16 protein-coding genes, 2 tRNA genes and 1 pseudogene are annotated in these 21,245 nt (G+C 61.4%); 10 read left to right on the top strand and 9 right to left on the bottom strand.

What is annotated here, in order from left to right:
* Positions 1–593 precede the first annotated feature (593 nt).
* Both LJE91_18415 and LJE91_18410 read left to right on the top strand, forming a co-directional pair.
* A tRNA-Leu gene (locus LJE91_18415) sits at positions 594–680 on the top strand.
* An 84-nt stretch (positions 681–764) separates the two neighbouring features.
* Positions 765–1,064 (top strand): annotated as a pseudogene (locus LJE91_18410) (isochorismatase family protein).
* A gap of 41 nt (positions 1,065–1,105) precedes the next feature.
* On the opposite strand, the gene LJE91_18405 reads toward LJE91_18410, so the two are convergent.
* On the bottom strand, positions 1,106–2,020 hold the full coding sequence (locus tag LJE91_18405; protein MCG6870625.1) for an aldo/keto reductase: 915 nt from the start codon (positions 2,018–2,020) through the stop codon (positions 1,106–1,108).
* Positions 2,021–2,616: 596 nt separating this feature from the next.
* Between LJE91_18405 and LJE91_18400 the strand changes: the two genes are divergently transcribed.
* Positions 2,617–4,152, top strand: a complete 1,536-nt coding sequence (locus tag LJE91_18400) for a lipase maturation factor family protein (protein ID MCG6870624.1) — start codon at positions 2,617–2,619, stop codon at positions 4,150–4,152.
* A gap of 61 nt (positions 4,153–4,213) precedes the next feature.
* On the opposite strand, the gene LJE91_18395 is transcribed toward LJE91_18400, so the two are convergent.
* From LJE91_18395 to LJE91_18375, 5 genes are all read right to left on the bottom strand, one after another.
* Positions 4,214–5,443 (bottom strand): TraB/GumN family protein, encoded by a 1,230-nt coding sequence (locus LJE91_18395; GenBank protein ID MCG6870623.1) that lies wholly within the window; start codon positions 5,441–5,443, stop codon positions 4,214–4,216.
* Positions 5,444–5,660: 217 nt separating this feature from the next.
* Positions 5,661–6,017 (bottom strand): nucleotide pyrophosphohydrolase, encoded by a 357-nt coding sequence (locus LJE91_18390; GenBank protein MCG6870622.1) that lies wholly within the window; start codon positions 6,015–6,017, stop codon positions 5,661–5,663.
* Positions 6,010–7,419, bottom strand: a complete 1,410-nt coding sequence (locus LJE91_18385) for a YihY family inner membrane protein (GenBank protein MCG6870621.1) — start codon at positions 7,417–7,419, stop codon at positions 6,010–6,012. Before LJE91_18385 ends, LJE91_18390 begins: the two co-directional genes overlap by 8 nt.
* Positions 7,420–7,474: 55 nt before the next feature.
* Entirely contained in the window at positions 7,475–8,080 is a 606-nt protein-coding gene (locus LJE91_18380; protein ID MCG6870620.1) for a YdbL family protein, read from the bottom strand.
* Positions 8,081–8,338: 258 nt separating this feature from the next.
* On the bottom strand, positions 8,339–10,408 hold the full coding sequence (locus LJE91_18375; GenBank protein ID MCG6870619.1) for a hypothetical protein: 2,070 nt from the start codon (positions 10,406–10,408) through the stop codon (positions 8,339–8,341).
* A 234-nt stretch (positions 10,409–10,642) separates the two neighbouring features.
* Here LJE91_18375 and LJE91_18370 point away from each other — a divergent pair, with 234 nt between their 5' ends.
* The gene (locus LJE91_18370; protein ID MCG6870618.1) at positions 10,643–10,819 is read left to right on the top strand and encodes a hypothetical protein; all 177 of its coding nucleotides are present in this window, start codon (positions 10,643–10,645) and stop codon (positions 10,817–10,819) included.
* Positions 10,820–10,964: 145 nt separating this feature from the next.
* Here LJE91_18370 and LJE91_18365 read toward each other — a convergent pair whose 3' ends face one another.
* Complete coding sequence (locus LJE91_18365; GenBank protein ID MCG6870617.1) at positions 10,965–11,180, bottom strand: terminase small subunit; 216 nt, start codon at positions 11,178–11,180, stop codon at positions 10,965–10,967.
* A 467-nt stretch (positions 11,181–11,647) separates the two neighbouring features.
* Between LJE91_18365 and LJE91_18360 the strand changes: the two genes are divergently transcribed.
* The 4 genes from LJE91_18360 to sohB all read left to right on the top strand — a co-directional run bounded on the left by LJE91_18360 (position 11,648) and on the right by sohB (position 16,596).
* Complete coding sequence (locus LJE91_18360; protein MCG6870616.1) at positions 11,648–13,057, top strand: hypothetical protein; 1,410 nt, start codon at positions 11,648–11,650, stop codon at positions 13,055–13,057.
* The gene (locus LJE91_18355) at positions 13,047–14,744 is read left to right on the top strand and encodes an AMP-binding protein (protein ID MCG6870615.1); all 1,698 of its coding nucleotides are present in this window, start codon (positions 13,047–13,049) and stop codon (positions 14,742–14,744) included. Before LJE91_18360 ends, LJE91_18355 begins: the two co-directional genes overlap by 11 nt.
* 101 nt (positions 14,745–14,845) lie before the next feature.
* Positions 14,846–15,391, top strand: a complete 546-nt coding sequence (locus LJE91_18350) for a DUF4124 domain-containing protein (protein MCG6870614.1) — start codon at positions 14,846–14,848, stop codon at positions 15,389–15,391.
* A 170-nt stretch (positions 15,392–15,561) separates the two neighbouring features.
* Positions 15,562–16,596, top strand: coding sequence for a protease SohB (gene sohB, locus LJE91_18345; protein ID MCG6870613.1), 1,035 nt, complete (start codon positions 15,562–15,564; stop codon positions 16,594–16,596).
* 88 nt (positions 16,597–16,684) lie between these two features.
* Here sohB and folK read toward each other — a convergent pair whose 3' ends face one another.
* Positions 16,685–17,215: a 2-amino-4-hydroxy-6-hydroxymethyldihydropteridine diphosphokinase gene (gene folK, locus LJE91_18340; protein MCG6870612.1), complete on the bottom strand. Its 531-nt coding sequence runs from the start codon at positions 17,213–17,215 to the stop codon at positions 16,685–16,687.
* Between the two features lie 33 nt (positions 17,216–17,248).
* Positions 17,249–18,553: a polynucleotide adenylyltransferase PcnB gene (gene pcnB, locus LJE91_18335; protein MCG6870611.1), complete on the bottom strand. Its 1,305-nt coding sequence runs from the start codon at positions 18,551–18,553 to the stop codon at positions 17,249–17,251.
* 150 nt (positions 18,554–18,703) lie between these two features.
* Between pcnB and LJE91_18330 the strand changes: the two genes are divergently transcribed.
* Positions 18,704–18,779, top strand: a tRNA-Glu gene (locus tag LJE91_18330).
* 48 nt (positions 18,780–18,827) lie between these two features.
* Positions 18,828–21,152, top strand: coding sequence for a hypothetical protein (locus LJE91_18325; protein ID MCG6870610.1), 2,325 nt, complete (start codon positions 18,828–18,830; stop codon positions 21,150–21,152).
* Positions 21,153–21,245: the final 93 nt, after the last annotated feature.

Below are 21,245 nucleotides of genomic sequence, written 5' to 3'. Positions count from 1 at the left end.
TCAGCTCAATTCTGAGGTCCTTTCCCCTCAAGCTGCACCCGGTATCCTGCCATCTGTATGTGCCAGTCGCCGCAACCTGGGTGTTCTTGTGGGCCTCCAGGGCCTTCCTGGCGGCATCGCGGATCGAAGTCGGTGATGCATCACCCGCGGCGACCAGCTCGGCAAACTCCTTCCAGCGAGAGAACCCGGCATCCAGGTCGCGGCATCGATCTCCCGCTTGATCAGGGCGCTCAGGCGCTCTACCGTCTCGAGCGGGATACGTTTGGCGGCTGGATATGAACGATGGGAATGCAACAGCTCACTTTCCACCTTTTCGTTGGAATCCATGGACAGAATCATTTTCCCGGCAGGGCGATTAATGCGTCCGGCGCGTTGGATGAGAGTGCGGCGAAGGGTTGCTGCGCAATCAACTCCTAAGGCAAATCGAACCTGAACTCGCTCCTTCGCATGGCGCGCGATGGTATTAGGATCCGGATGAAGCATGACTGGTCGCAACCGGGCCTGAAAGCGGCCGGAAGTCAACCGGAAAACCTGCAAGGGCCCAATCTCGTGCTTGCGGGCGTGGCGGGATTCGATACACTGTCGCCTCTCCTGCCGGGGTGGCGGAACTGGTAGACGCGCCAGACTCAAAATCTGGTAATGGAAACATTGTGCGGGTTCGATTCCCGCCCCCGGTACCAATCGACAAGTGCAGACCTACACTGTGAAAGCCCCTCGAATTCATAAGCTTGCAGTAGCGACGGCACCCTTCTCTTTCGTCCTCGAGGGTCTTTGGTAACGATCTCATCCTCCAATTGCGCAAGCGCGGCATCGACAAAGTGATCCTCGCCGGCATATCGGCCAACCTGTGCGTCGAGGCCCACCTGCGTGAATTTCTAGAGCAGGGTTTCGAAGTCGCAGTCGCGAAGGACGCGACGGCGGCAGCCAAGGTCGAGGAAGGCGATGGCTACGAGGCCGCGATGACCAACTTCCGTTTCATGGCGCATGCGGTATGGACGACCGACGAGGTGGTCGACACCATCCAGCATACGCAGAAAGCGGCACAGGCCGATACGCTGTCCTGATCGATCAGGCCGCGCCATACGGGGGCGGCCTGTTTCTTTCGTTACGACAAGCCCGCGAAATAGCCGATCATTTCCAGTCGCGCGTCCTGGTCAGGAAGCCGGCCGAGACAGGCACCCATGTTTTCCCGCATGTGATCGACGCGCGACGTTGCCGGAATCGCACAGGTGACCGCGGGATGCGAGACGATGAACTTGAGAAAAAACTGCGCCCAGTTCCCGCAATCGATTTCCACTGCCCAGGTCGGTAACGGCTTCCCGCGCATCTGGTCGAACAGCGCGCCACGCCGGAACGGGCGGTTGACGATCACGGCGATGCCTCGTTCTCGCGCAAGCGGCAACAGGCGTTGCTCGGCCTCACGATCGACGATGTTGTAGGTGAACTGCACGAAGTCGAAGGGCTCCGTTTCCATGACTTTCATCAGCTTATCGTGCCTTCGGCCGTGCGAAGTCGTTATGCCGATATAGCGGATGCGGCCTTCCGCCTTCCAGGCCTTGAGTGTCTCCAGATGTTTGCGCCAGTCGAGCATGTTGTGGATCTGCATCAGGTCGAACCGATCGACGTCCCAGAGTTCTTGTGACGAGTTCATCTGGGAGATGCCGAATCGTCGGCCGAGGGTCCACACCTTGGTCGCGGTAAATAACCTGTCCTTGTTGTTCAGACGTTCCAGACAGTAGCCAATGACTTCCTCAGACGATCCGTACATCGGCGAGGAATCGATCACTGCGCCGCCCTGCTCAAAGAAGGTTCGAAGCACTTCGACGCGCGTCTGCAGAGCTTCCCGGTCATCGCCGACATCAAAGGTCAACCACGAGCCCATGCCGATCACAGGCAGGCGCTCACCGGTAGCGGGTATCGGTCTGGAGATCTCGCACCCCCCGGAAGGTGCTATTTCCACCTTAGGGAGGAGTGGCAATACCGATACACTCACAAGAAAATCTCGCCGACTGGTCATCATCACTTTTCCGGATCAGTGCTGCACCTGCCGGCTTTTACGGCCGAAAATAGCACCGCCTTTTGACCAGTGAGATCGCCCCGATACGCGGAAAGTCCTGGTCCGTCGATGCGTGCATAGCATTTCCCCAGAGCACCGTCCTTCACGAGAATGCGTGACCCTATCGGCATTGGAGCACTCGGAGGCCTTCTCGTTCCGGCGAATGCGCCTGCCCCAGCGATCCGCGCAGAGCGCCTATCGATTCTTATACACAACCAATCGGGTCCCGGACAACTTTGACGGACCGATCGAGGATCGGTTCGGAACCGGCCGTGAGACATCACTCGAATGTCGTACACGGATTTCGCGAGGCATTCCCTTCTGCCTGCCCAAAACCGCCTTCCTGGCCCATAGCCTCGATATCAGTACCCCGGTGCTGTTGTTCGACTGGCCGGGCAACCCGGGGTCTTTGTTGCGTGGCTTCGGAACCGACTTGATCATCTCCGGTGTTTTCGGATAGCGTGAGCGTCGGCGAATTGCATCTGAACGACACCCATTTGGTGACCCGACGACGAGTAGGAAGCGGGTCGAATTCGGCGATTTATTCTTCAGGAGCCTGAGTGAACGTATCCCGTTTCCGTCCGGCTAACTTGTGGAAACGTTCGCTGGATCCCGATGATTATCGGTTGATCGTCTGGCTGTTCCCCCGTCTCCTTGGCCTGGTTTACCTGGCTGCATTTGCTTCCCTCGGACTACAGATCGTCGGGCTGGTCGGTGAACAGGGAATCCTGCCCCTGCAGGAGAAACTCGATTTGCTGTCGGACCGGTCGGCGCTGGACCGGTTCCTCACGCTGCCGACGTTGTTCTGGATCGATTCCGGAGATGGCGCGCTGCGTGCGGCCTGCGTGGCAGGCTGCGTATTCGCCCTCATGCTGGTCTTCGGGCTCTGGGTCAGGATCTCGCTGATCGCCTTGTTCGTCCTGTTCCTGTCCGTCTTTCACGCAGGACAGATCTTTCTCAACTTCCAATGGGACTACCTGCTCCTCGAGACCGGCTTCCTCGCCATCTTTCTCCAGAACGGCTCTCGCGCGGTGATCTGGATGTACCGCTGGCTGTTGTTTCGCCTGCGGTTTCTCTCCGGGCTGTCCAAAATCCTGTCCGGCGACGATACCTGGGCGGATCTGACGGCACTCAACTACTATTTCGAGGTCCAGCCCCTCCCGCATTCGCTGTCCTGGTACGCGCACCAGTTGCCGGACGGCCTGCTGAAGTTCGCTACCGGCTCGGTGTTGTTCGTCGAGATCATCGTGCCTTTCATGATGCTGCTGCCACGCGGTCCCCGCCTCGTCGCCGCCTGGCTCACCCTGGCTCATCAGGGCCTGATCCTGCTGACCAGCAACCACAGCTACGTCAACCCGCTGGTGATCCTGCTGTGTCTGTTCCTGTTCGACGACCGCGCCGTTCGCCGGATCGTCCCGGGTTTCGCCCTGCGACGCATCGAATCGAGCAACCGGTTTCGCGCCGAGCCGGGGAAGTGGAATCACACCTTCGCAGGCGCGTTGTCCCTGTGGATATTCTTCATCTCCACCGCCCAGTCCTGGGAGATGATCTACGGGCGCCGCAACCCGGAACCGATCGCCTGGCTCACCGAACACGTCAGGCCGTTTCGGGTGACCAGCCTTTACCACGTCTTCCCCACCATGAAGACTGAACGGATCGAGATCCTGATCGAGGGATCGTTCGACGGCGAGACGTGGCGGCCCTACCGGTTTCGCTACAAGCCTCAAGATCCGGATCGCGCTCCGCGGTTCATCGTGCCCCATCAGCCGAGGCTCGACTGGATGATGTGGTTCCTGCCCATGCACCCGATCTTCCTGCAGTGGTTCGAACCGTTCGTTCGCCGGTTGCAGGAGAACTCAACCGAGGTGCTCGACCTGCTGGAGGAGAACCCGTTTCCCGAAACCGGTCCGCGCTACCTTCGTATCAAAGCCTTTCGCTACCGCTTTACCGATCCGCAAACCCGCAAGCGTACGGGGAACTGGTGGGTACGCGAGGATCTCGGTCCGTTCTGGATGATGCCGTGGTACGAGGCGCCGGCCGATGCTGGCAGCGAGAAGAAAAGGCAGGAAAGCGCTACCCGGAGATACAGCCGTTGAGGATTCCGACCCGAACGATGAGGACAAGGCACATCTACCCAGCAGCCGGTCGGGCAGCGCCCTACCCCCCGGTCAACCTGCCGAAGATCCGGAAACCCGCGACGTAGGTCCCTATCGCGGACCCCAGGGTACTGAGCAGGAACACCAGGAGAGTTCGGGCAACGCGGTTCTTTCGCCAGCCCGCGAAGTGCGCGGTGTCCTCGCGCAACCGCGCGAAGTCCCCCACCTGCGGCTTGCGCAGGTAGATCTCGGTAGCGGTCGTGACCATACCGGCGCCGATGGTGGGATTCAGGGAGGTCAGGGGCGCGGCCAGAAACGCCGTCACCACGGTCAGCGGATGGGCGGCGGCGACCAGCGCACCCAGCGCCGACAGGCCCCCGTTGATCAGCACCCAGTCGAGCACCAGGCGCCAGCCGAGATCCGGGCTCCGTGAGAACCCGATCCCGAAGCCGACGAATACCAGGGCGACAATCACCCAGGGAATGTATCGCGGCCAGTGCGCGCCGGTCGGCACCCTGTCCAGAGACTCGATGACCGCACGGGGGTCTTTCAACCCGCGTTCGAGTTCCGCCTTCATTCCCTTCAAGTGGCCCGCACCGACCACCGCGAGGATTCTATGTCCCTGTTTGTCGCGCAGGGCTGCTTCCAGACCGGCCGCCATATACCGGTCCCGCTCGGCGATCAGGGGATCGTACAGTTCCCGGGCCTGGTCGGCGAACTGTCCAAAGGTGGTTTCCAGGATGTCGCCTTCCTTGAGGCGCTCGATCTCCTCCTCGCTCACCTCTTCGTGTGAGATGACGCTGGCCAGCAATCCGGACAACAGGGCGAAGCGACGCCACCAGGGAACGTTCCGATAGACGCGTTTCAGCGTCACGCCAATCTCCCGGTCGATCAGCAGGACCGGGAGCCCGGCCTTGTTGGCGAGCTCGATCGCCACCCGCATCTCCTCCCCGGGGCGGATCCCGAACTGCTCGGCCAGCCGCTGCTGGTAGGCCCCCAGCGCCAGACTCGCCGTGACCATCATCGCCCTCCCCTCGCGAAACACCTTGAACAGGTCCATGCGCGCGAGGGCATCCGGATCGATCACTGCGTTGTAGCGGCTCGGGCAGAGTTCCACCGCCACTGAATCGAACTTCCCGCTCGCCAGGAGCTCGCGAACCTTGTCCGCACTGGCACGCGAGACATGGGCCGTTCCCAGCAGGGTGATGAGGCCACCGGCGTGCCTCACCTCCACGGTCGGCTGACTTGCCTCACCTCCGTTGCTCGCGTTCGGATCAGGGGTGTCATTCATCTCGCTGTTCGGTTCCGTTTCGCTGATTGGGCCCTCTGGCCCGGCTCCCGTTACATCTAAGACAGGGACTTGCATGGTGAGTCGGGAGCACCCACCTGCCCCGAATGCGACTGGCGATGGACAGGTGATAAGGTTAGGCGTGCCGGTCATTCCGGGATTGCCGCCGTGGCGACGGCCTCCGGGCAGCGCGTTCAGGGCCAGATCCTGTTACCGCCCGTCAATACCGGCTGTACTTGCGCGCGCTGCCCCTGACCTTCTCGGCCGGATACTTCTCGATGTTGATCCGCATCTTCTCCGACACCGCCTGCATCAGATCCACATCGAGACGGTCGGCGAGTCGAACCAGGTAAACCAGCACGTCCGCGAGTTCATGGGTCACCTCGCGCCGGGTTTCCGTGTCGAGATTCTCGGATTCCGCGCCATCGAGCCACTGGAAGTGCTCGGCGAGCTCGGCCGCCTCGACCATCAGCGCCATGGACAGATTCTTGGGTGTATGGAACCGTCCCCATTCCCGCTCGCGGACGAACGCGCGAAGCGCCATGCGCAGTTCTTCGATTGTCCTGTACTCAGTCATCATTCCGCTGCCCCGCCTCGCGCCCTTCCTTGTCACCCTGGGACTCGGCCAGCAAAGTCACCTCGTTCGGCGTGGGTTCGGTCATTGCCATCTCCTTGACCGTGAGACCGTCCAGTGATTGGTCCACGGCCGCATCGATCTTTGTGATGACCGTGTCGACAACCGCCGCGTCCGGTTCGTCCACGACTCTCCCCGCCACGTTCTCGTTCGCGCTGCGCACCGCTTCGAGGACGTCCTTCACCCTGGTCTCTTCCAGGGGCTGCCCGGGCACATAGGTCGTCGGATACCGGTCCGTTCGCACCAGCAGCCCCCGGTCCTCAAGGGCATCGAGCAGGCCCGACACGGCCTGGGCAGAGATGTTCAGTTGCTGGGCGAGCGTATCCAGCGTCCAGCCCGGACCGTTCGAGTAGAATTCGCGGGTAATCAGGACCATCAAACGCAGGCCGAAACGCTCCCTGAGCCGGATACTGAGATCGGTTTGATGACTTCCCGCCACCAGGTATTCCGGGTGCTGCTGGTAGAAGGCGACGCTGGCGCCGACCAGCATGATGAGCCAGCTCAAATAGACCCAGATCATGAACAGCAGCACGATCGCGAAACCGGAATAGATCGCCGTGTACTTGGCGGACTGGACCATGAAGGTAGCGAAGAGCTTGCCCGTGACGTTCCACAGGATTCCGGCCGTGAGTCCGCCGGTGAGCGCCGCCGACGGTTTGACCTTAGTGTTGGGGATCAGGGTGTAGGTGATGGTAAAGGCGACACCGACCAGCAGGTAGGGAATGGCCAGCGTCGCCGCACGATAGATGTAGCCGAAGGGCTCGATCGCCACCATGGTTTTCACCACATCGGAGTCCATCAGCGACGCCGTGACGCCGATCGCGGTAAAGACCAGCACCGGTCCGACCAGGATGACCGTCAGATAGTTGCTGAGCCGCGACGTGAACGAGCGGTTTTGGCGCACGCGCCAGGTGTAGTTGAAGGCAGACTCCACCTTCTGGACCAGGGAGATGACCGTGAAGAAAAGCAGCCCGATGCCCACCGAGCCGAGGACGCCGACCTTGATGTTGTCGACGAATCCGATGATGTCGCTGGTGAACTTCACGCCCTGAGCGCCGAGCGGCTCCAGCATGCTCAGCAGCAGGGGCTCGACCTGGTTGTGGGCACCGAAGGCCTTGAGTACCGAAAAGCTCACCGCGATCAGCGGAACGAAAGAGATCAGCGTCGTATAGACCAGGCTCATGGCGCGCAGCGACAGCTGGCCGTCGGTCAGGTCGCGGACTATCTCGTACACGGCGCGGGCCACCCACACCAGGGAGGCCTTCCACCAGGGGAGCCTGGTGATGTCCTGATGCCAGATGGCCGCGTTCAGGGAATCGAGCGGCTGCTGGATTCTCGGATTCATGCCGGCGATTCTGCCCGAGGCACCGGTCAACGGCAATTTGAATGCCAGACGCGCACTATTTCCGCGTCCAGGCGCCTTTGGCGTTCTGATACCAGGTTCCGGCAGGGGACTCCTGCACCCAGACCCGCGCAAACGTATTGCGGATGTCTTTCTCCCACTCCGGGTGGCCATTGGCGCTGGCGATCTCGCGGTAGAGCGCGTTGCGATCGTTGTTCTCGTCGGCGACGAGTTTGCGCACCGCGTTGCGGTCCTTCAGCGGGACCGCACCCTGATCTCGAACGGCGACCAACCCGTCTTGGGTCAGACCGACCGCGCCGCTGCGCATGTAGGGGTTGAGGCGGGACTGGCGCTGTCTCAGGCTGGAGCGGATCGCGGCGATGGCCGGGGTGTTGATCTTGAGATCGGCCTCGGCCCGCGCCGGTGACACGACCAGGTCGAGTACCCGAACCCCGGCGTTGCGCAGCGTCCAGCCCAGGTTCGCCCCGCCTTCACGCTTTCCGGTCTCACCGCCCTCGGTGGGTGGTGTTTCCCCCAGCACGTCGCGCACGATGGTCTTGGCGGCCGTATCCGCCGCCGCGGCCGGGAAGTACACATTGATGGTGACGCAGGAGGCCGTCACCACTCCCATCAACATCGCGCTCAGTACTCTCGTGTATGGCATGGCGTTTATCCTTGTCGGGGGAATGCGGCAGTTTAGGCGATTGCCGGAAAACGACATCCCAGAATGTGCCGGATTTTCGTTCGTAGTCAAGGCGTGCCGGCCGGCGCATAGCAGGCTATGTAACGGCTGTCACAACGCAGAAGACGGACGAAAAGACAAGCAGGCTGGTATGTCATTTGACAGAAATCGCCGTATAGCAACTTCACAGACTCTAGCAGAGATGCGCCGACGGGTCGCATCGGGACAGGGGAAACCGCCCTACTCGATGACGGGCCGGTTCTGGAGATTCAGGTTGACCAGCCGGTCCACGAGTTCCTGCCAATCGACCTCGTGGGAATGGCCGATTACGTCGATCCTCGGCAGCCATTTGCCCCTGACGATGTAGTAACCGCCACCCTTGGCCGGCGCCACCCCACCCACGGTGCACACGCCATTACGCAGGCGACAGTTCAAGCCGATCCGGTCATACGCGAAGCTCTTGAACAGACTGAGAAATCCACTCGACAGCACACCGGTCGCGCCGCCGCCGATACTGGCAATGCTGTCGACGGCCTTCTGACTGATCCGGTGTCGCGATCGGTCGTCGACGGGGGTCCCGATCCAGGCATCGAACCTCGTAGCCACCCAGTTCGACATCTTCAGTCCCAGGACGTGCCCATCCACTCGCCCCGACATACGACCGAAGGAGAAACGCCGGGTCAGCGCGTCCAGATCGACGTTGTCCAGACGTGCATCGGCCGCGAGGTGTGGCGCCACCTCGAACGGGTTGCGCAGCACCAGGTTGCTGATCGAGATGGTGCCGTCGAAGAGCCGCACCAACAAGGCACCGCCAAGCGTCAGGGTTCCTTCGGTATAGCGCACGTCCGGCACCATCCCGGAGAGCTTGCCCGACATGATCGGCCAGCCGATCGCATCGGTGACCCGCTCCATGGAAACCGGGGTCAGTGCACCATCGAACCGCCAACCCGACAGGGGATCCGAAACGTCTTCGAGCGCGAACGCCTCGACCAGCAGTTCGCCGTCGAGCACCGGGATGCGTGTCGGGGCCGAAAGCTCGAGGGACCTGCCGGTCGCGTCCAGGGTCATCTCACCCGGCCCGATGGCGAATCGGTAGATCTCCCCGGAGGAAAAGGCGAGCTGGGATTGTACCGGACGGTTGTCGTCACGCCACTGAATCCGGCCGTTGAGCCCGTCGAGCGCAAACCGCCCCAGCGTGTCGGTTGCCGACAGTCCACGCGGTCTGAGTGTGAGGGATCTGACCGCTCCGTTGTCGTAGCGTGCCGTCCCTGCGAGCAATCCACCCGTTTCCAGGCTATCCAGAGCTGTACCGATCAGCAGGGGCTGAAGGTAGGTCTGGTAGATGCCGGGGAATACCGCTTCATCCAGGGTGATCCGCAGGGACCGCGGTTCGGGCGTGCTGGATGCATCCACAACCCCGCTGAGCCTCGCATGCAAGACACCCGGATGTGAGAAATCGACCCGGTCGAGGTGAATCTCGTTGTCCCGCCGGTCCCATCTCCCCCGCCCCCCCACCCGGATTCCCCCGGTGGGGGCCTCGACAAAGATCGGGTCCAGATACAACTGTCCGCGCTCCAAGGCGAGTGTTCCTTCGCCAGCCCAGGACGAATCCCGGCGTTCCGCTCGCAGGTCGACACGTGTCGTCACGCCCTCTCCCGCGGCGGTACTGTCCCGGTTGCTGAACCCCAGTCCCTCAGCCACACCCTCCAACCGCACCAGGCGCGGACCGGCGGCGTCTCCCTCCGCCAGCAATAGGGCGTCGATCACGCCGTCGAGCGTCAGTGCACCATCGGGAAGCCAGCGCCGGAAACCGTCCATCCCAAGCCGCGTCGTCTGGACAAAGACACTCCACGAACCGTCTTCGTAAGTCACGCGCCCGGAGATCTCCCCGACCCTGGCCGGCAGGTCGGTGAATGAGACGAACGCATCTCCGCCACGCGTCAGATCAAACCGGGTTCGAAAGGCAATGGACCGCAGGGCGGGGTGTTCGAGCTTGAGCAAGGCGGAACCGCAGGAAATCCCGGCGCTGGAAATCTCGAAGCGATCACAGTCGAACCGCAGGTTCCGGATCGTCTCTCCGGCTTGTGGCAGATCGATCGCGTCGATGGAGACCGCGAGCGCCATCCCCCCGGACGGGTTCAGTCTCCATTGCGTTGTCAGCCCCGAAATCCGCCATCCCGCCGCCTCGGCGCTCCGTACCACGACCCCCAGATCTACCGGCAGATCCCCCGATGCATCGCGGGACACCGACACGGTGGCAAGGAACAACACACCGCCAAACAAGGTGAATACCGCCCTCAAGGCGCCCATTACAGTGTCTCATGGGAAGTGGTAATTCCGCAGCTGATGCGTTTGCATCAGCTTGCATCTTGGGGCAGATGACTCCACTTATCAAACAGGGGCGTTGTCCAGGGGCGCCGCGACCAAGGCGGTCATCGATCGGTAGGGGGTGACCATACACACTTATCCCGGATGGGGGGCATGGGAATTGGCACATTGGAATGTTCTTATATTATAATGGCCTCGCTTTCGTCGAGTACCACTATGTTGAACATGGCTAAGGAAACCGAATCGATGCGCAGCGCCTCCTGCAATTGCCCCTTCAAGTCACCGGGAAAACGACTGGCGGTGCTGCTGGCTGCTAGCGCACTCGTCCTGACCCTCAACGCGTACATCGTCGTATCGGGTCTGGGATCCTCGCTCGTATCGACGTTGAATTGAGTAACCTGCGAACGTCCCAGCGCGGTTGATGGAACGTTCGCGTATGGGACCACGGAAACGGAACTCGAGCTGGCGGGTATTCCCGGTGGGGTGCGCGCCGGGTCCCGGCCACCCCAAGGTTGAGTCTCTCGATCCGGTCGTCGAGCTAGGTCAGCTCGGCATCCTCGCTCACGACCGACATCCTCCACTCGATCACCTCGGCGGTGTCGAATACCCAATCCCGCTGTTTGAACAGCACGCCCGTGTCGTTTCCGGGTTTGCTGACATAGGGCATGCCCTGTTTCAGCCAGACGTCGATCATTACGGCATCCACTCCGAAGATATGGGCCAGATCGAATTTGCTTACACGTATTCCTGCCATTTTGCGTTTTCCTGTCGCTTGTCTTGCCGGGTTCAGGACAATGTCCGGGTTCGGACGTTCGAACAATCCCAGAGGATGGTAGTCGGGACTCACCCGTATACCGACAATCCTCTATTGCTGAAACTCCGATGGATTGACTATTCATCCAGCGCTTGATTCCCACCGGTTTTCGGGCTTTACTGATTGCCCGATTACCGGCCGCGCCGCCAGGGACCCGTTTCCCGCCTGACGCAGTCGGATAGTTCGCGCGCCACAGGCACAACTGCGCCCGGAGACCACGAACGAATCGCTTCGTGCTTTTACCCACCCGACGAATCGTATTGGGGTGTGTCGGGTCCGCTTCCGTTGCGACTATTCTTCTGAAATTGCGCCACCGATACAGCTCTATTTCGACGGATGAGCAGGTTATACGGATGAGTGGGCCGACCCGCGCGGCGCGGCTGAACGGTTCAGCGGGGCACTAATCGATGCTCCCGGCACGGCTTCTGCTTGTACTGACGTTCCTGACACCGACACATCTCGCTGCGCTCGGACTCGGCGATCTGACGGTTTCGAGTCACCTGGACGAACCCCTGGTCGCGGAGATTCGCTTGCTGGCGGTGAATCCCGCCGAGTTGCAGACGCTGCGAACACGGATTGCTCCGCCCGAGGAATTTGCCTGGGAAGGCGTAGAGAGAACGGCCTTCGTCGCGCGACTGGAGACCCGGGCGGAGCTCAACGCCGCGGGCGAGCCGGTGCTGCGAATTACCTCATCCGAACCACTGGTCGAGCCTAGACTCGATCTGCTCGTCGAGGTCGAGGACGGCAGTGGCCGTCTGTTAAGGGAGGTGAATATCGTACTTGGGCCGGCGTTGCCGGAGACCCGGCGCGATGTAACGGACGCCCCCGGCGTTGGGCACCGCAAAACGATGCAGGATTTGCCGGTCACCCCCGTTGATGAGAATCCGATCCCCGCGAGATCAGCAGCTTCGAAGACGTACAGAATTCAGCGCATTGCTGCACCGCTAGCGGACGAACGCTACGTCACGCGTCCCGGCGACACACTGTCCGGTATCGTTAGCAGGTATCGCCCTGGATCCAGGGCGGCGGCAGAGCGGCTGACGCGCGAAATTTTCGATTCGAACCCCGATGCCTTCATCGGTGGAAATATTGATCTGTTGATGGCGGACGCCGTCTTGACGATCCCCGGAGCGAACGGATCGGGCGTGGAGGACATCCCCGGATTCCCACACCCGGCCGGGATCGAAGCGCCGGTCGTGCACGCCGCGCCCCCGGCAATTGCGCCGGCCGTTCCTGTCGCCGAAGTCCATTCAGTCGTTGGTGAGGCCGTTTCCGACGCGGACGCGGCGATCGAAGGCCGTGATACGGCAGACACGGGCGATCCACCAGTCGAGTCGCCACCACCCGATACCATGATCGGTGAGAATCGCGAGGTGTCCCCGGATGCACGCCTTGCGATCATGTCGGGCGATGGCGAGAAAGTCGAGGCCGGTGCATACACGATCGCCTCTTCCCAGTATGTCGCCAATCTCGAGCAGACGGTGACGCTGGCCAGGGAGCTGGCGGAGTCCCGCGGTCGCCAGGTGGAAACATTGCAGGCGCAGCAGGACCGCAAGGACGGCGTCATCGACAAGCAGCAACGCCTGATCGACCTTCAGGCCGAAAAGATCGCCGACCTGCAGGAGAGTCTGGCGCGTTCGCTGGCGACGGAGGAGCGCCCCTTCGGGACGTTGATGGCCGTCACTGTCCTGCTGGCCGTCACCCTCCTCGTGCTGATCGCCGCGGGGTTATTCCTGCTTCGCAGCGCGAAGCGCAAGGGGGCTTCCGAACCGGCGAACCCGGACGTTGCCGGACATGCCCTCACGGATGCCGCCTGAGCGCGGGAGAAACCACTTGGACAAGATCTGGCTCGATCACTACCCGAAGGGCGTTCCACCAAACATCGACCCGTCGCAGTACAAATCGGTCATCGAGGTGTTTGCCGAGACCTGCAAGCGGTATCACGACCGGCCCGCCTTTTCGAACATGGGTGTCACCATCGACTACGCGCGTCTCGACACCCTGAGTCTGCGATTCGCGGCGTATCTGCAGAACCGCCTGGGACTTGTGCCCGGGGAGCGGGTGGCGCTGATGATGCCCAATCTGCTGCAGTATCCGGTCTGTCTGTTCGGCATCCTGAAGGCGGGCCTGATCGCCGTCCCCGTCAATCCCCTGTATACGGCGAGTGAACTGCGCCACCAGTTGCTGGACGCCGGAACTACGGCGATCGTGGTGCTCGAGAACCACGCGGCCGTTCTCGAAGAGTCCCTGCCGCAGACCCCGGTGCGGCACGTCATCGTCTCACGAATCGGCGACTTGCTCGGTTTTCCAAAGGGGTTCGTGACCGACCTGGTCGTCCGGCACGTAAAGAAACTGGTCCGCGATTTCAGCTTGCCCGGCGCCGTCGGTCTGCGACGCGCGCTTTCCGAAGGTCGGGGGCTCCCGTTTGAGGCACCGGAGATTGGCCGCGACGATCTTTGCTTCCTGCAGTACACCGGGGGTACGACAGGGGTCGCCAAGGGCGCGATGCTCACACATGGCAACATGGTCGCCAACATATTGCAGGTCAGGACGTGGTTCAACCGGTTCATGATCCCCGGCGAGGAGATCGTCGTGAGCCCCCTGCCGCTTTACCACATCTTCTGTCTGTCAGTGAACTGCCTAAGCTACCTGAGTCTCGGCGGGCTGAATGTGCTGATCACCAATCCCAGGGATGTCGCCCACTTCGTCGCTGAACTTTCGAAGTGGAAGTTTACAGCCATTACCGGCGTCAACACGCTTTACAACCTGCTACTACATAACGACGAATTCGAACACCTCGACTTCTCCCGGTTGAAACTTGCCGTCTGCGGCGGTATGGCCGTACAGAAATCGGTTGCTGAGCGCTGGCAGGCAGTCACTGGTGTGGCCGTCCTCGAGGGCTATGGCCTCACGGAGACTTCACCGGTCGTGACGGCCAACCCTCCCGACATCGCCGAGTTCAGCGGCACGATAGGATTGCCGCTTCCCTCGACGGAGATTTCCGTAAGGGACGAGAACGGAACCGAGGTCCCCCGGGGCGACCCCGGTGAACTCTGGGTACGCGGGCCGCAGGTCATGAAGGGCTACTGGAAGAGGGAAGCGGAAAACAAAAACGCATTTGCCAATGGCGGCTGGTTTCGCACCGGCGATGTCGCCACGGTGGACGATACCGGCCGTGTTCGCATCGTGGACCGGATCAAGGACATGATACTCGTCTCCGGGTTCAACGTCTATCCAAATGAGATCGAGGAGACGCTGACCGCGCACCCCGCCGTGCTGGAGTCGGCGTGCGTCGGTGTCGCGGACGAGAAATCCGGAGAAGCGGTGCGCGTCTTTATCGTGCTGCGGCCCGGGCAGGATGCCAGCGAGGAGACCCTGAGAACGCACTGCCGGAAAACTCTGGCGACCTATAAGATTCCGCGCGATTTCGTGTTCCGCGAGGCACTGCCGAAAACGAACGTCGGCAAGATATTGCGTCGGGGACTGCGCGACGGAGGTGTCTGACCCGATCTTCACTTGGACCTCGAACCCGATTCCACCGGTGGTCCGATTGGCATGACCGGCGGTATTGCGAGTTAGCGGTTTAGCACCTATGCTCCTGTTCCATGAACAGATTTCTTCTCCAAGGGCTCCTGCTCCTCTCGCTCCCGCTTGCCGCGCAGCAGATCTATCGCTATGTCGACGAACAGGGTAATGTCACGTTTACCAGTGACCCCCCCCCCGGCGTAAACGCCCACCCGGTCAGCGTGTCTCCTGTCAACGCGATCGGGTCCGACATTATCGCACCGCCTCCGGCGACGTCGGCGAAGGCCGAAGTAGGGGCGGAAATCACCGAGAAGCCGGGACCCGAGACGGGATACCAGACATTCGCGATTACGTCTCCCGAAGAAGGCTCCTCCGTACGTTCCAACGATGGCGACATCACGATATCGCTGACGCTGGATCCCGCCCTGCGCGAGTCCGACACGATCTATCTCTACATGGATGGCGCGAAGATCGCCGAGGGCGACTACGTCAGCTTCTTCCTGCAGAACGTCAACCGCGGCACGCACCTGGTCCACGCAGAGGTTCGGGACCGGAGTTCGGGTACGACGCTCAAGAAAACCCGGCCGGTCACCATTACCGTTCAACGCGTTCACGTCGGCGGCTGATCGCCCCCCGTTCCGGGATCCGCTGAGTCCCCTACCCAAAAGCTCTCCGAATTCCCTCGGACCGGGCGAACCGGTTGCGCAAACACCGTCCCGATGCGCGCCTGGCAAGCAACGCCTTTCGCGTGGCATCATGGTTCCCCCAATCCATCCGACGCCGGGCACGATGCTTCATGTCTGAACTCCTGTTTCAATATGGTCTCTTCCTTCTTAAGGCGGCCACCGTAGTCGCGGCTTTCGTTTTTCTCATCGCGATCGGATTCAGCATCTCCAAACGGACGCGGGCCAGTGACCAGCTCAAAGTCAACAACCTGAACGACAAGTACGACAACATGGCCAGTGTCATGCAGCACGCCGTGCTGCCGAAAAAGGCGTTCAAGAAGGCGGCCAAGAAGGAAAAGGCAAGAAAGAAGCAGCGACGCGAGCTTGCGGTCGAGCCCGATCACCCGAGACGCAGACTGTTCGTCATCAACTTTCACGGCGATATCAAGGCAACCGCGGTGTCGGCGCTGCGCGAGGAGATCACCGCGGTCCTGACCATGGCCACGGAGAACGACGAGGTTCTGGTGCGGCTGGAGAACTACGGGGGGCTGGTGCATGAACACGGTCTCGCCGCTTCGCAGTTAAAACGGTTCCGGGATCGGAACATTCCACTCACCGTGTCTGTGGACAAGGTCGCCGCCAGTGGCGGATACCTGATGGCGTGCGTAGCCGACCGGATCATCGCCGCCCCCTTTGCGGTCATCGGCTCGATTGGCGTGCTCGCGCAGCTCCCCAATTTTCATCGGATGCTCGATCGCCACGGCATCGAGTTCGAGCAGATCAAGGCCGGTGATCTCAAGCGCACCCTGACGATGTTCGGGGTTAACACCGAGGAGGACCGGGAACACTTCAGCCGGCAACTGGAGGACACTCACCAGTTATTCAAACAGTTCGTCGCGGATCATCGCGCCACGGTCGACATCGACGCAGTGTCCACCGGCGAACACTGGTACGGTAGCCGGGCCCTGGAGATGAATCTGATCGACGGGATCCGCACCAGCGACGATCATCTCATCCGGGCGGCTCGCGACGCCGACCTCTTCGAGGTGATCTACACGCCCGGGAAGACCGTCAGTGAGAAACTGGCTTCCGTGATCCAGGGTGCAGTGGAGCGCGTGTTTGTATCGTGGATCGACAGGAGCCGGCAGGACAAATATCTGGTGTGACGGCGATCGGAACCGGGTGGTCACAGCGTGGAAATCCGCGCGCATTCGGATCCCGGTCTCGCATCCAACCCGGACCCTTACGCTGAGATTACCCGGATTGCGGGCGAAACTCCGGACGATCTCGCGCATCTGCGTCGAGGCGAACCACGCCGCCGCAGTCGCAGCGCGTCAACATTTCCCCGACAGTCCCGTGTCCCAGGATCCTGATTTCCTTTCCCAAATCCGCCAGGGGACGCAACACGAAGCACCGCTCATGGGCCCCCGGATGGGGCAGGACCAGTTCCGGGGTATCGAGCCGAATCTCGCCGAACACCAGCAGATCGAGATCTAGCGTACGAGGTCCCCAGCGCAGGGAATCGCGGACGCGGCCATACCGGCGCTCTATCGCCTGCAGTCGACCGAGCAGTTCCGTTGGTTCGAGGGAGGTCTCGACGAGGGCCACCGCATTGACATAGTCTGGCTGGTCCTTTGGCCCCATCGCGGCACTCGCGTAGAGCGCCGAACGCTTGACGAGGCGGCATCGTGGAATCGCCCCCAGCTCGTCGATCGCCGCGAGAACCTGCTCTAGCGGATCCCCCAGATTACTCCCGATACCGATGTAGGCGTGATCCGTTGCCAAAACAGACGACCTCGACGGGCAGTACACGGGGGATCAGGCGGTGACGTTTTTGGCCCTGGGCCTGCGTCCCCGACGTCGCTTGCGCGTTGGCCGGACCTTCGCGGCTTGCTCCGCCGGGGCGAGTTGCTGGATCTTCGTCCACCACTCACAGCAACTTTCGAGGTCCTCACCTGCGGCCTCTCTCAGACACATGAAATCGTAGGCCGCACGGAACCTGGGATGGGCGAGCAGGCGCATCGACCGTTTGCCTGTGCGTGCGCGAAAACGCGGTTGCAGTTGCCAGATCTCCCGCATTGGGATGGAAAACCGCTTGGGGATCGAGGTGCGCGTCAGCTGTCGGGAAAGGACCTCCCGCCCGGCAGCCTGCAAGGCCTCAGCCTCGTCCATGTCCTGTTCCTGATACCGCCGCGCGAGGTGTCTGACCGGTTCCCACAGCAGGGCCGCATACAAAAACGCCGGAGTCACAGGTTTACCCTCACGGATCCGCTTGTCCGTGTTCTGCAGGGCGCGTGACACGAACGTGATAGGAAAACCCTCCTCCTCGCGGGAAAGGCTTACCTCGGTGTCCGGAAAGAGCCTTTCGAAGAGTCCGTAGTGGCGAAGCGCTTCGAAGGTAGCCAGCGCGAAGCCACCCTGAAAGAGTTTCAGCACCTCGTCGAACAACCTCGCCGGGGCGATGTCGTCGAGAAGCGGGGCGAGTTCGCGTAAGGGTCGCTCGGAATCGGGTTCGATACGGAACCCCAGTTTCGCGGCAAATCGTACCGCTCTCAACATGCGTACGGGGTCCTCGCGGTAACGCGTATCCGGATCTCCAATCAGACGGATAAGACCATGCTTCAGATCCTCGCCGCCGCCGGCATAGTCGAGGACGCTGTTGTCGCGGATGTTGTAATACAGTGCGTTGATGGTGAAGTCGCGCCGCTGGAAGTCCTCATCGATCGTACCGTAGGCATTGTCGCGGATGATGCGCCCTTCCCGCAGCAACGACTCGCCCGCATCGGAACCGGGGGCCGCGCGAAATGTGGCGACCTCGACGATATTCCGACCGAAGTAGACATGGGCGAGACGAAAGCGCCGGCCGATCAGCCGGCTATTGCGGAACAGCCTGCGTACCTGCTCGGGCCTTGCGTCGGTGACGACATCGAAATCCTTGGGTTCGCGCCCGAGCAGCAGGTCCCTGACACCGCCGCCGACAAGGTAGGCTTCATAGCCGGCACCGTTCAGTCCCTGTAGGACTTTCAGCGACTGCTCACTGATGCTGGCACGTGCGATTCCGTGCTCCGACTGGGAAGTCGCGATAACCTCGTTGCTTCCCGCTGATTGCTGTGCGCCTTCCACTATCGATATTGGTGATTGATATTCGGCTCGCTATAATACCAGCCTCCGCACCGGTATGTTGCCCGGCATCGGATTAACGGTCACCATGTTATGTGCGCATAAGCATATTTAATCGTGTCAACCTGGTTTTTCTCTAGAATCCAGACCATTGCTCCCTTCGTCTAGTGGCCCAGGACACCGGCCTCTCACGCCGGTAACAGGGGTTCGATTCCCCTAGGGAGCGCCATTTCCACCGCGCAGCCATACCCGAATTCCGCAACCCAGGAGCAGTCACATGGCAACCAAAGCAGAGCTCGAGTCGCGAGAAGCGGAATGCAATTCCGTCACTGACTTCATCAACCTGGCCAAGGAGGCTATGGCGGATCCGGCGGACGCGGACTACGCCAAGGAACTCCTGCAGAAGGCGGAGACGCAGTGTCAGATGCCGCTCGACTACGTCACCGCCGGAGATGCGGCGGCTGCCATGGGAGACAAGGACTACGCCCGCGAGCTCTACGCGCAGGCCGAGGACATGTTGTTCGAGGTGCCGGAGTTCATGGCATACGCGCACAGCCTGGCGGCAAACCTGGGTGACAAGGACAAGGCTCGCGAGTTTCTCGAGAAGGCCGCCGACGAGGCCAGTAAGGTCGAGGAGTTTCTCTCCATTTCACGGGTCGCGGGTGAGGATCTCGGTGACGGGGAACTCGCCAAGTCACTGCTGTCGAAGGTCGAGGAGAAGGCCAATGGCTTCGACGACTTCGTGGACCTGGCCGAAAAGGTCAAGGAGTCGGGTGACGAGACCACGGCCCGGACCTTGCTGGACAAGGCCGCGCGATTCTGCGATGAAATCCCGGACACCGTGAATTTCGCCGGCCGTTACATCTCGCTGTTCGGCGACAGGGACAAGGCGCGTAGCCTGCTCGACGAGGCCGAAACCGATTGTCAGTTCACCAAGCAGTTCGTGCAACTGGCGAAGGGCTACAAGGACCTTCTCGAGGACGAGGACAAGGTCGGGGAACTGATGGATCAGGCCGCGGAATTCTGTATGAGTGGCGAGGAACACATCGACCTCGCAGAGGGCTACTGGACGCTCCGAGGGGACAAGGACAAGGCCTCGCAGTGTTACGAGCAGGCACTTGGAGAGATCACCGACAAGGACCAGTTGCTCGGACTCGCGGCAAAGGCCGCGAATGATCTCGAGGATGCGGCCCTCGCCAAGACGATCTACGGCAAGGCTGAGGGCCGCATGTCCTCGGCCTCGGACCTGGCCAAACTGGCGCAGGCGGTGCTGTCCGATCTAAAGGACAACGCCTACGCGGCCGAGGTCTACCAGCGCGCGTCGGAAAAACTCGTTGCTTCCAACGACCTGATCAATCTGGCCGGCGAGATCTTCACACGGCTCGGCGACAGCGCGCGCTCGGGAGAGGTCTATCGCAAGGCGCTCGAAAATGCGGAAGACTACAAGCAGCTACTCAAGCTGCTCGGTCAGTCGCACGAGCAACTGAAAGACGACAGCTTCTCCGCCTCGGTGCTCGAGAAGGCCGAGGAACTCTCCCGGGCGTCCCCCGAGATGGTGGAGGTTGCACTGAAAGCCCTCGGAACCACGGGCGATCGGGGATTCGCAACCCGCCTGCTGCAGGCCGCCGAAGAACGTGTCACGAGCCTCAGCGAACTGAAGGCCGTCGCCGACGCGGTGAAGACGAATTTCTCCGACGATGAAAAATGGATCGCGCGCATCGACGAGAAGCTGGCAAAGCGCGAGGCCAACCAGGCGAAATACGAGGAATTCCAGAAAAAGGAGAACAAGGCATCCACGTTCCTGGACAACCTGCGTATCGCCGACGAGGTCATGGAAGAACTGGACGACAAGTTCTATGCCCGCAAGCTGCTCACATCGGCCGAGCAGCAATACCGGGATTCCGGAGGAGACCTCAACCAGGCCCGGATGTTGCTCAAGGCGGTGGATACACACCTCGGCGACCAGGACTGGATCAAACGCCTCCTCGACGACGCCGCCGAGAACGCGAGAAATTTCGTCGGCCTGAACAGCGTGGTACGCACGGCGGTCCGGGAACTGACCAACAAGAAGACATTTGCGAAAGGCTACCTGAAGGCTTGGGAAAAACGACTTGGTGGGGAGGCAAGCGATAAGGCCGCCTACGAATACGCCAAACTGGCGAAGGTCGTGGCGGAGGACATCGACGACAAGAAATGGGCTGCCAGGATCCTCAACAAGGCAGCCAAGGCCGGAGGGGACCACTACCTCTTCGCCAAACTAGGTGCCGTCGCGGCCGCCATGGAAGACGGTGAAAAGGCCGGCGAAATGTACAAGCGTGCCGTCGAGGTGTGCGACGATCCCACCAAGTTGCGCCAGCTCGCGATGCGCCTGAAGCAGCAGGGCGTCGACGAGGAGACCTTGCGCGGTCTGTACGCGGCGGCAAAGCCCGGAGCGGAGGAGACACGCGGACGACTCGACTGGGCCGCGGGTATCGTCGATATCTTTCGTGACAACGATTGGGCCTCCCGGGAGTACGATGAACTTGCCGGGTCGTTACAGGGAGACGATGCGGCGCGATTCCGGGCCAGCCGGCAGTCCAGGCTTCGCCAGGGATTGTGGTAGCACCGCGGGCTCCGGACGGCTCGCCCGGCACCGCCGTTACGATGCTCCTGCCTTACGACGCACCCCCTTCTCTTGCGTGAACCGTTCATGGAC

Source organism: Gammaproteobacteria bacterium, assembly GCA_022340215.1.
Taxonomy (GTDB): domain Bacteria; phylum Pseudomonadota; class Gammaproteobacteria; order JAJDOJ01; family JAJDOJ01; genus JAJDOJ01.
The sequence above is the reverse complement of the archived record's forward strand: the minus strand, read 5'-3'. Positions and strand labels throughout refer to the sequence as shown.

Excerpts from the sequence above, each read along its gene's own strand:
- LJE91_18405 (MCG6870625.1), bottom strand. The coding sequence starts at position 2,020 with ATGATGACCAGTCGGCGAGATTTTCTTGTGAGTGTATCGGTATTGCCA.
- LJE91_18395 (MCG6870623.1), bottom strand. The coding sequence starts at position 5,443 with ATGAATGACACCCCTGATCCGAACGCGAGCAACGGAGGTGAGGCAAGT.
- LJE91_18390 (MCG6870622.1), bottom strand. The coding sequence starts at position 6,017 with ATGACTGAGTACAGGACAATCGAAGAACTGCGCATGGCGCTTCGCGCG.
- LJE91_18385 (MCG6870621.1), bottom strand. The coding sequence starts at position 7,419 with ATGAATCCGAGAATCCAGCAGCCGCTCGATTCCCTGAACGCGGCCATC.
- LJE91_18380 (MCG6870620.1), bottom strand. The coding sequence starts at position 8,080 with ATGCCATACACGAGAGTACTGAGCGCGATGTTGATGGGAGTGGTGACG.
- LJE91_18375 (MCG6870619.1), bottom strand. The coding sequence starts at position 10,408 with ATGGGCGCCTTGAGGGCGGTATTCACCTTGTTTGGCGGTGTGTTGTTC.
- LJE91_18370 (MCG6870618.1), top strand. The coding sequence starts at position 10,643 with ATGTTGAACATGGCTAAGGAAACCGAATCGATGCGCAGCGCCTCCTGC.
- LJE91_18365 (MCG6870617.1), bottom strand. The coding sequence starts at position 11,180 with ATGGCAGGAATACGTGTAAGCAAATTCGATCTGGCCCATATCTTCGGA.
- LJE91_18360 (MCG6870616.1), top strand. The coding sequence starts at position 11,648 with ATGCTCCCGGCACGGCTTCTGCTTGTACTGACGTTCCTGACACCGACA.
- LJE91_18355 (MCG6870615.1), top strand. The coding sequence starts at position 13,047 with ATGCCGCCTGAGCGCGGGAGAAACCACTTGGACAAGATCTGGCTCGAT.
- LJE91_18350 (MCG6870614.1), top strand. The coding sequence starts at position 14,846 with ATGAACAGATTTCTTCTCCAAGGGCTCCTGCTCCTCTCGCTCCCGCTT.
- sohB (MCG6870613.1), top strand. The coding sequence starts at position 15,562 with ATGTCTGAACTCCTGTTTCAATATGGTCTCTTCCTTCTTAAGGCGGCC.
- LJE91_18325 (MCG6870610.1), top strand. The coding sequence starts at position 18,828 with ATGGCAACCAAAGCAGAGCTCGAGTCGCGAGAAGCGGAATGCAATTCC.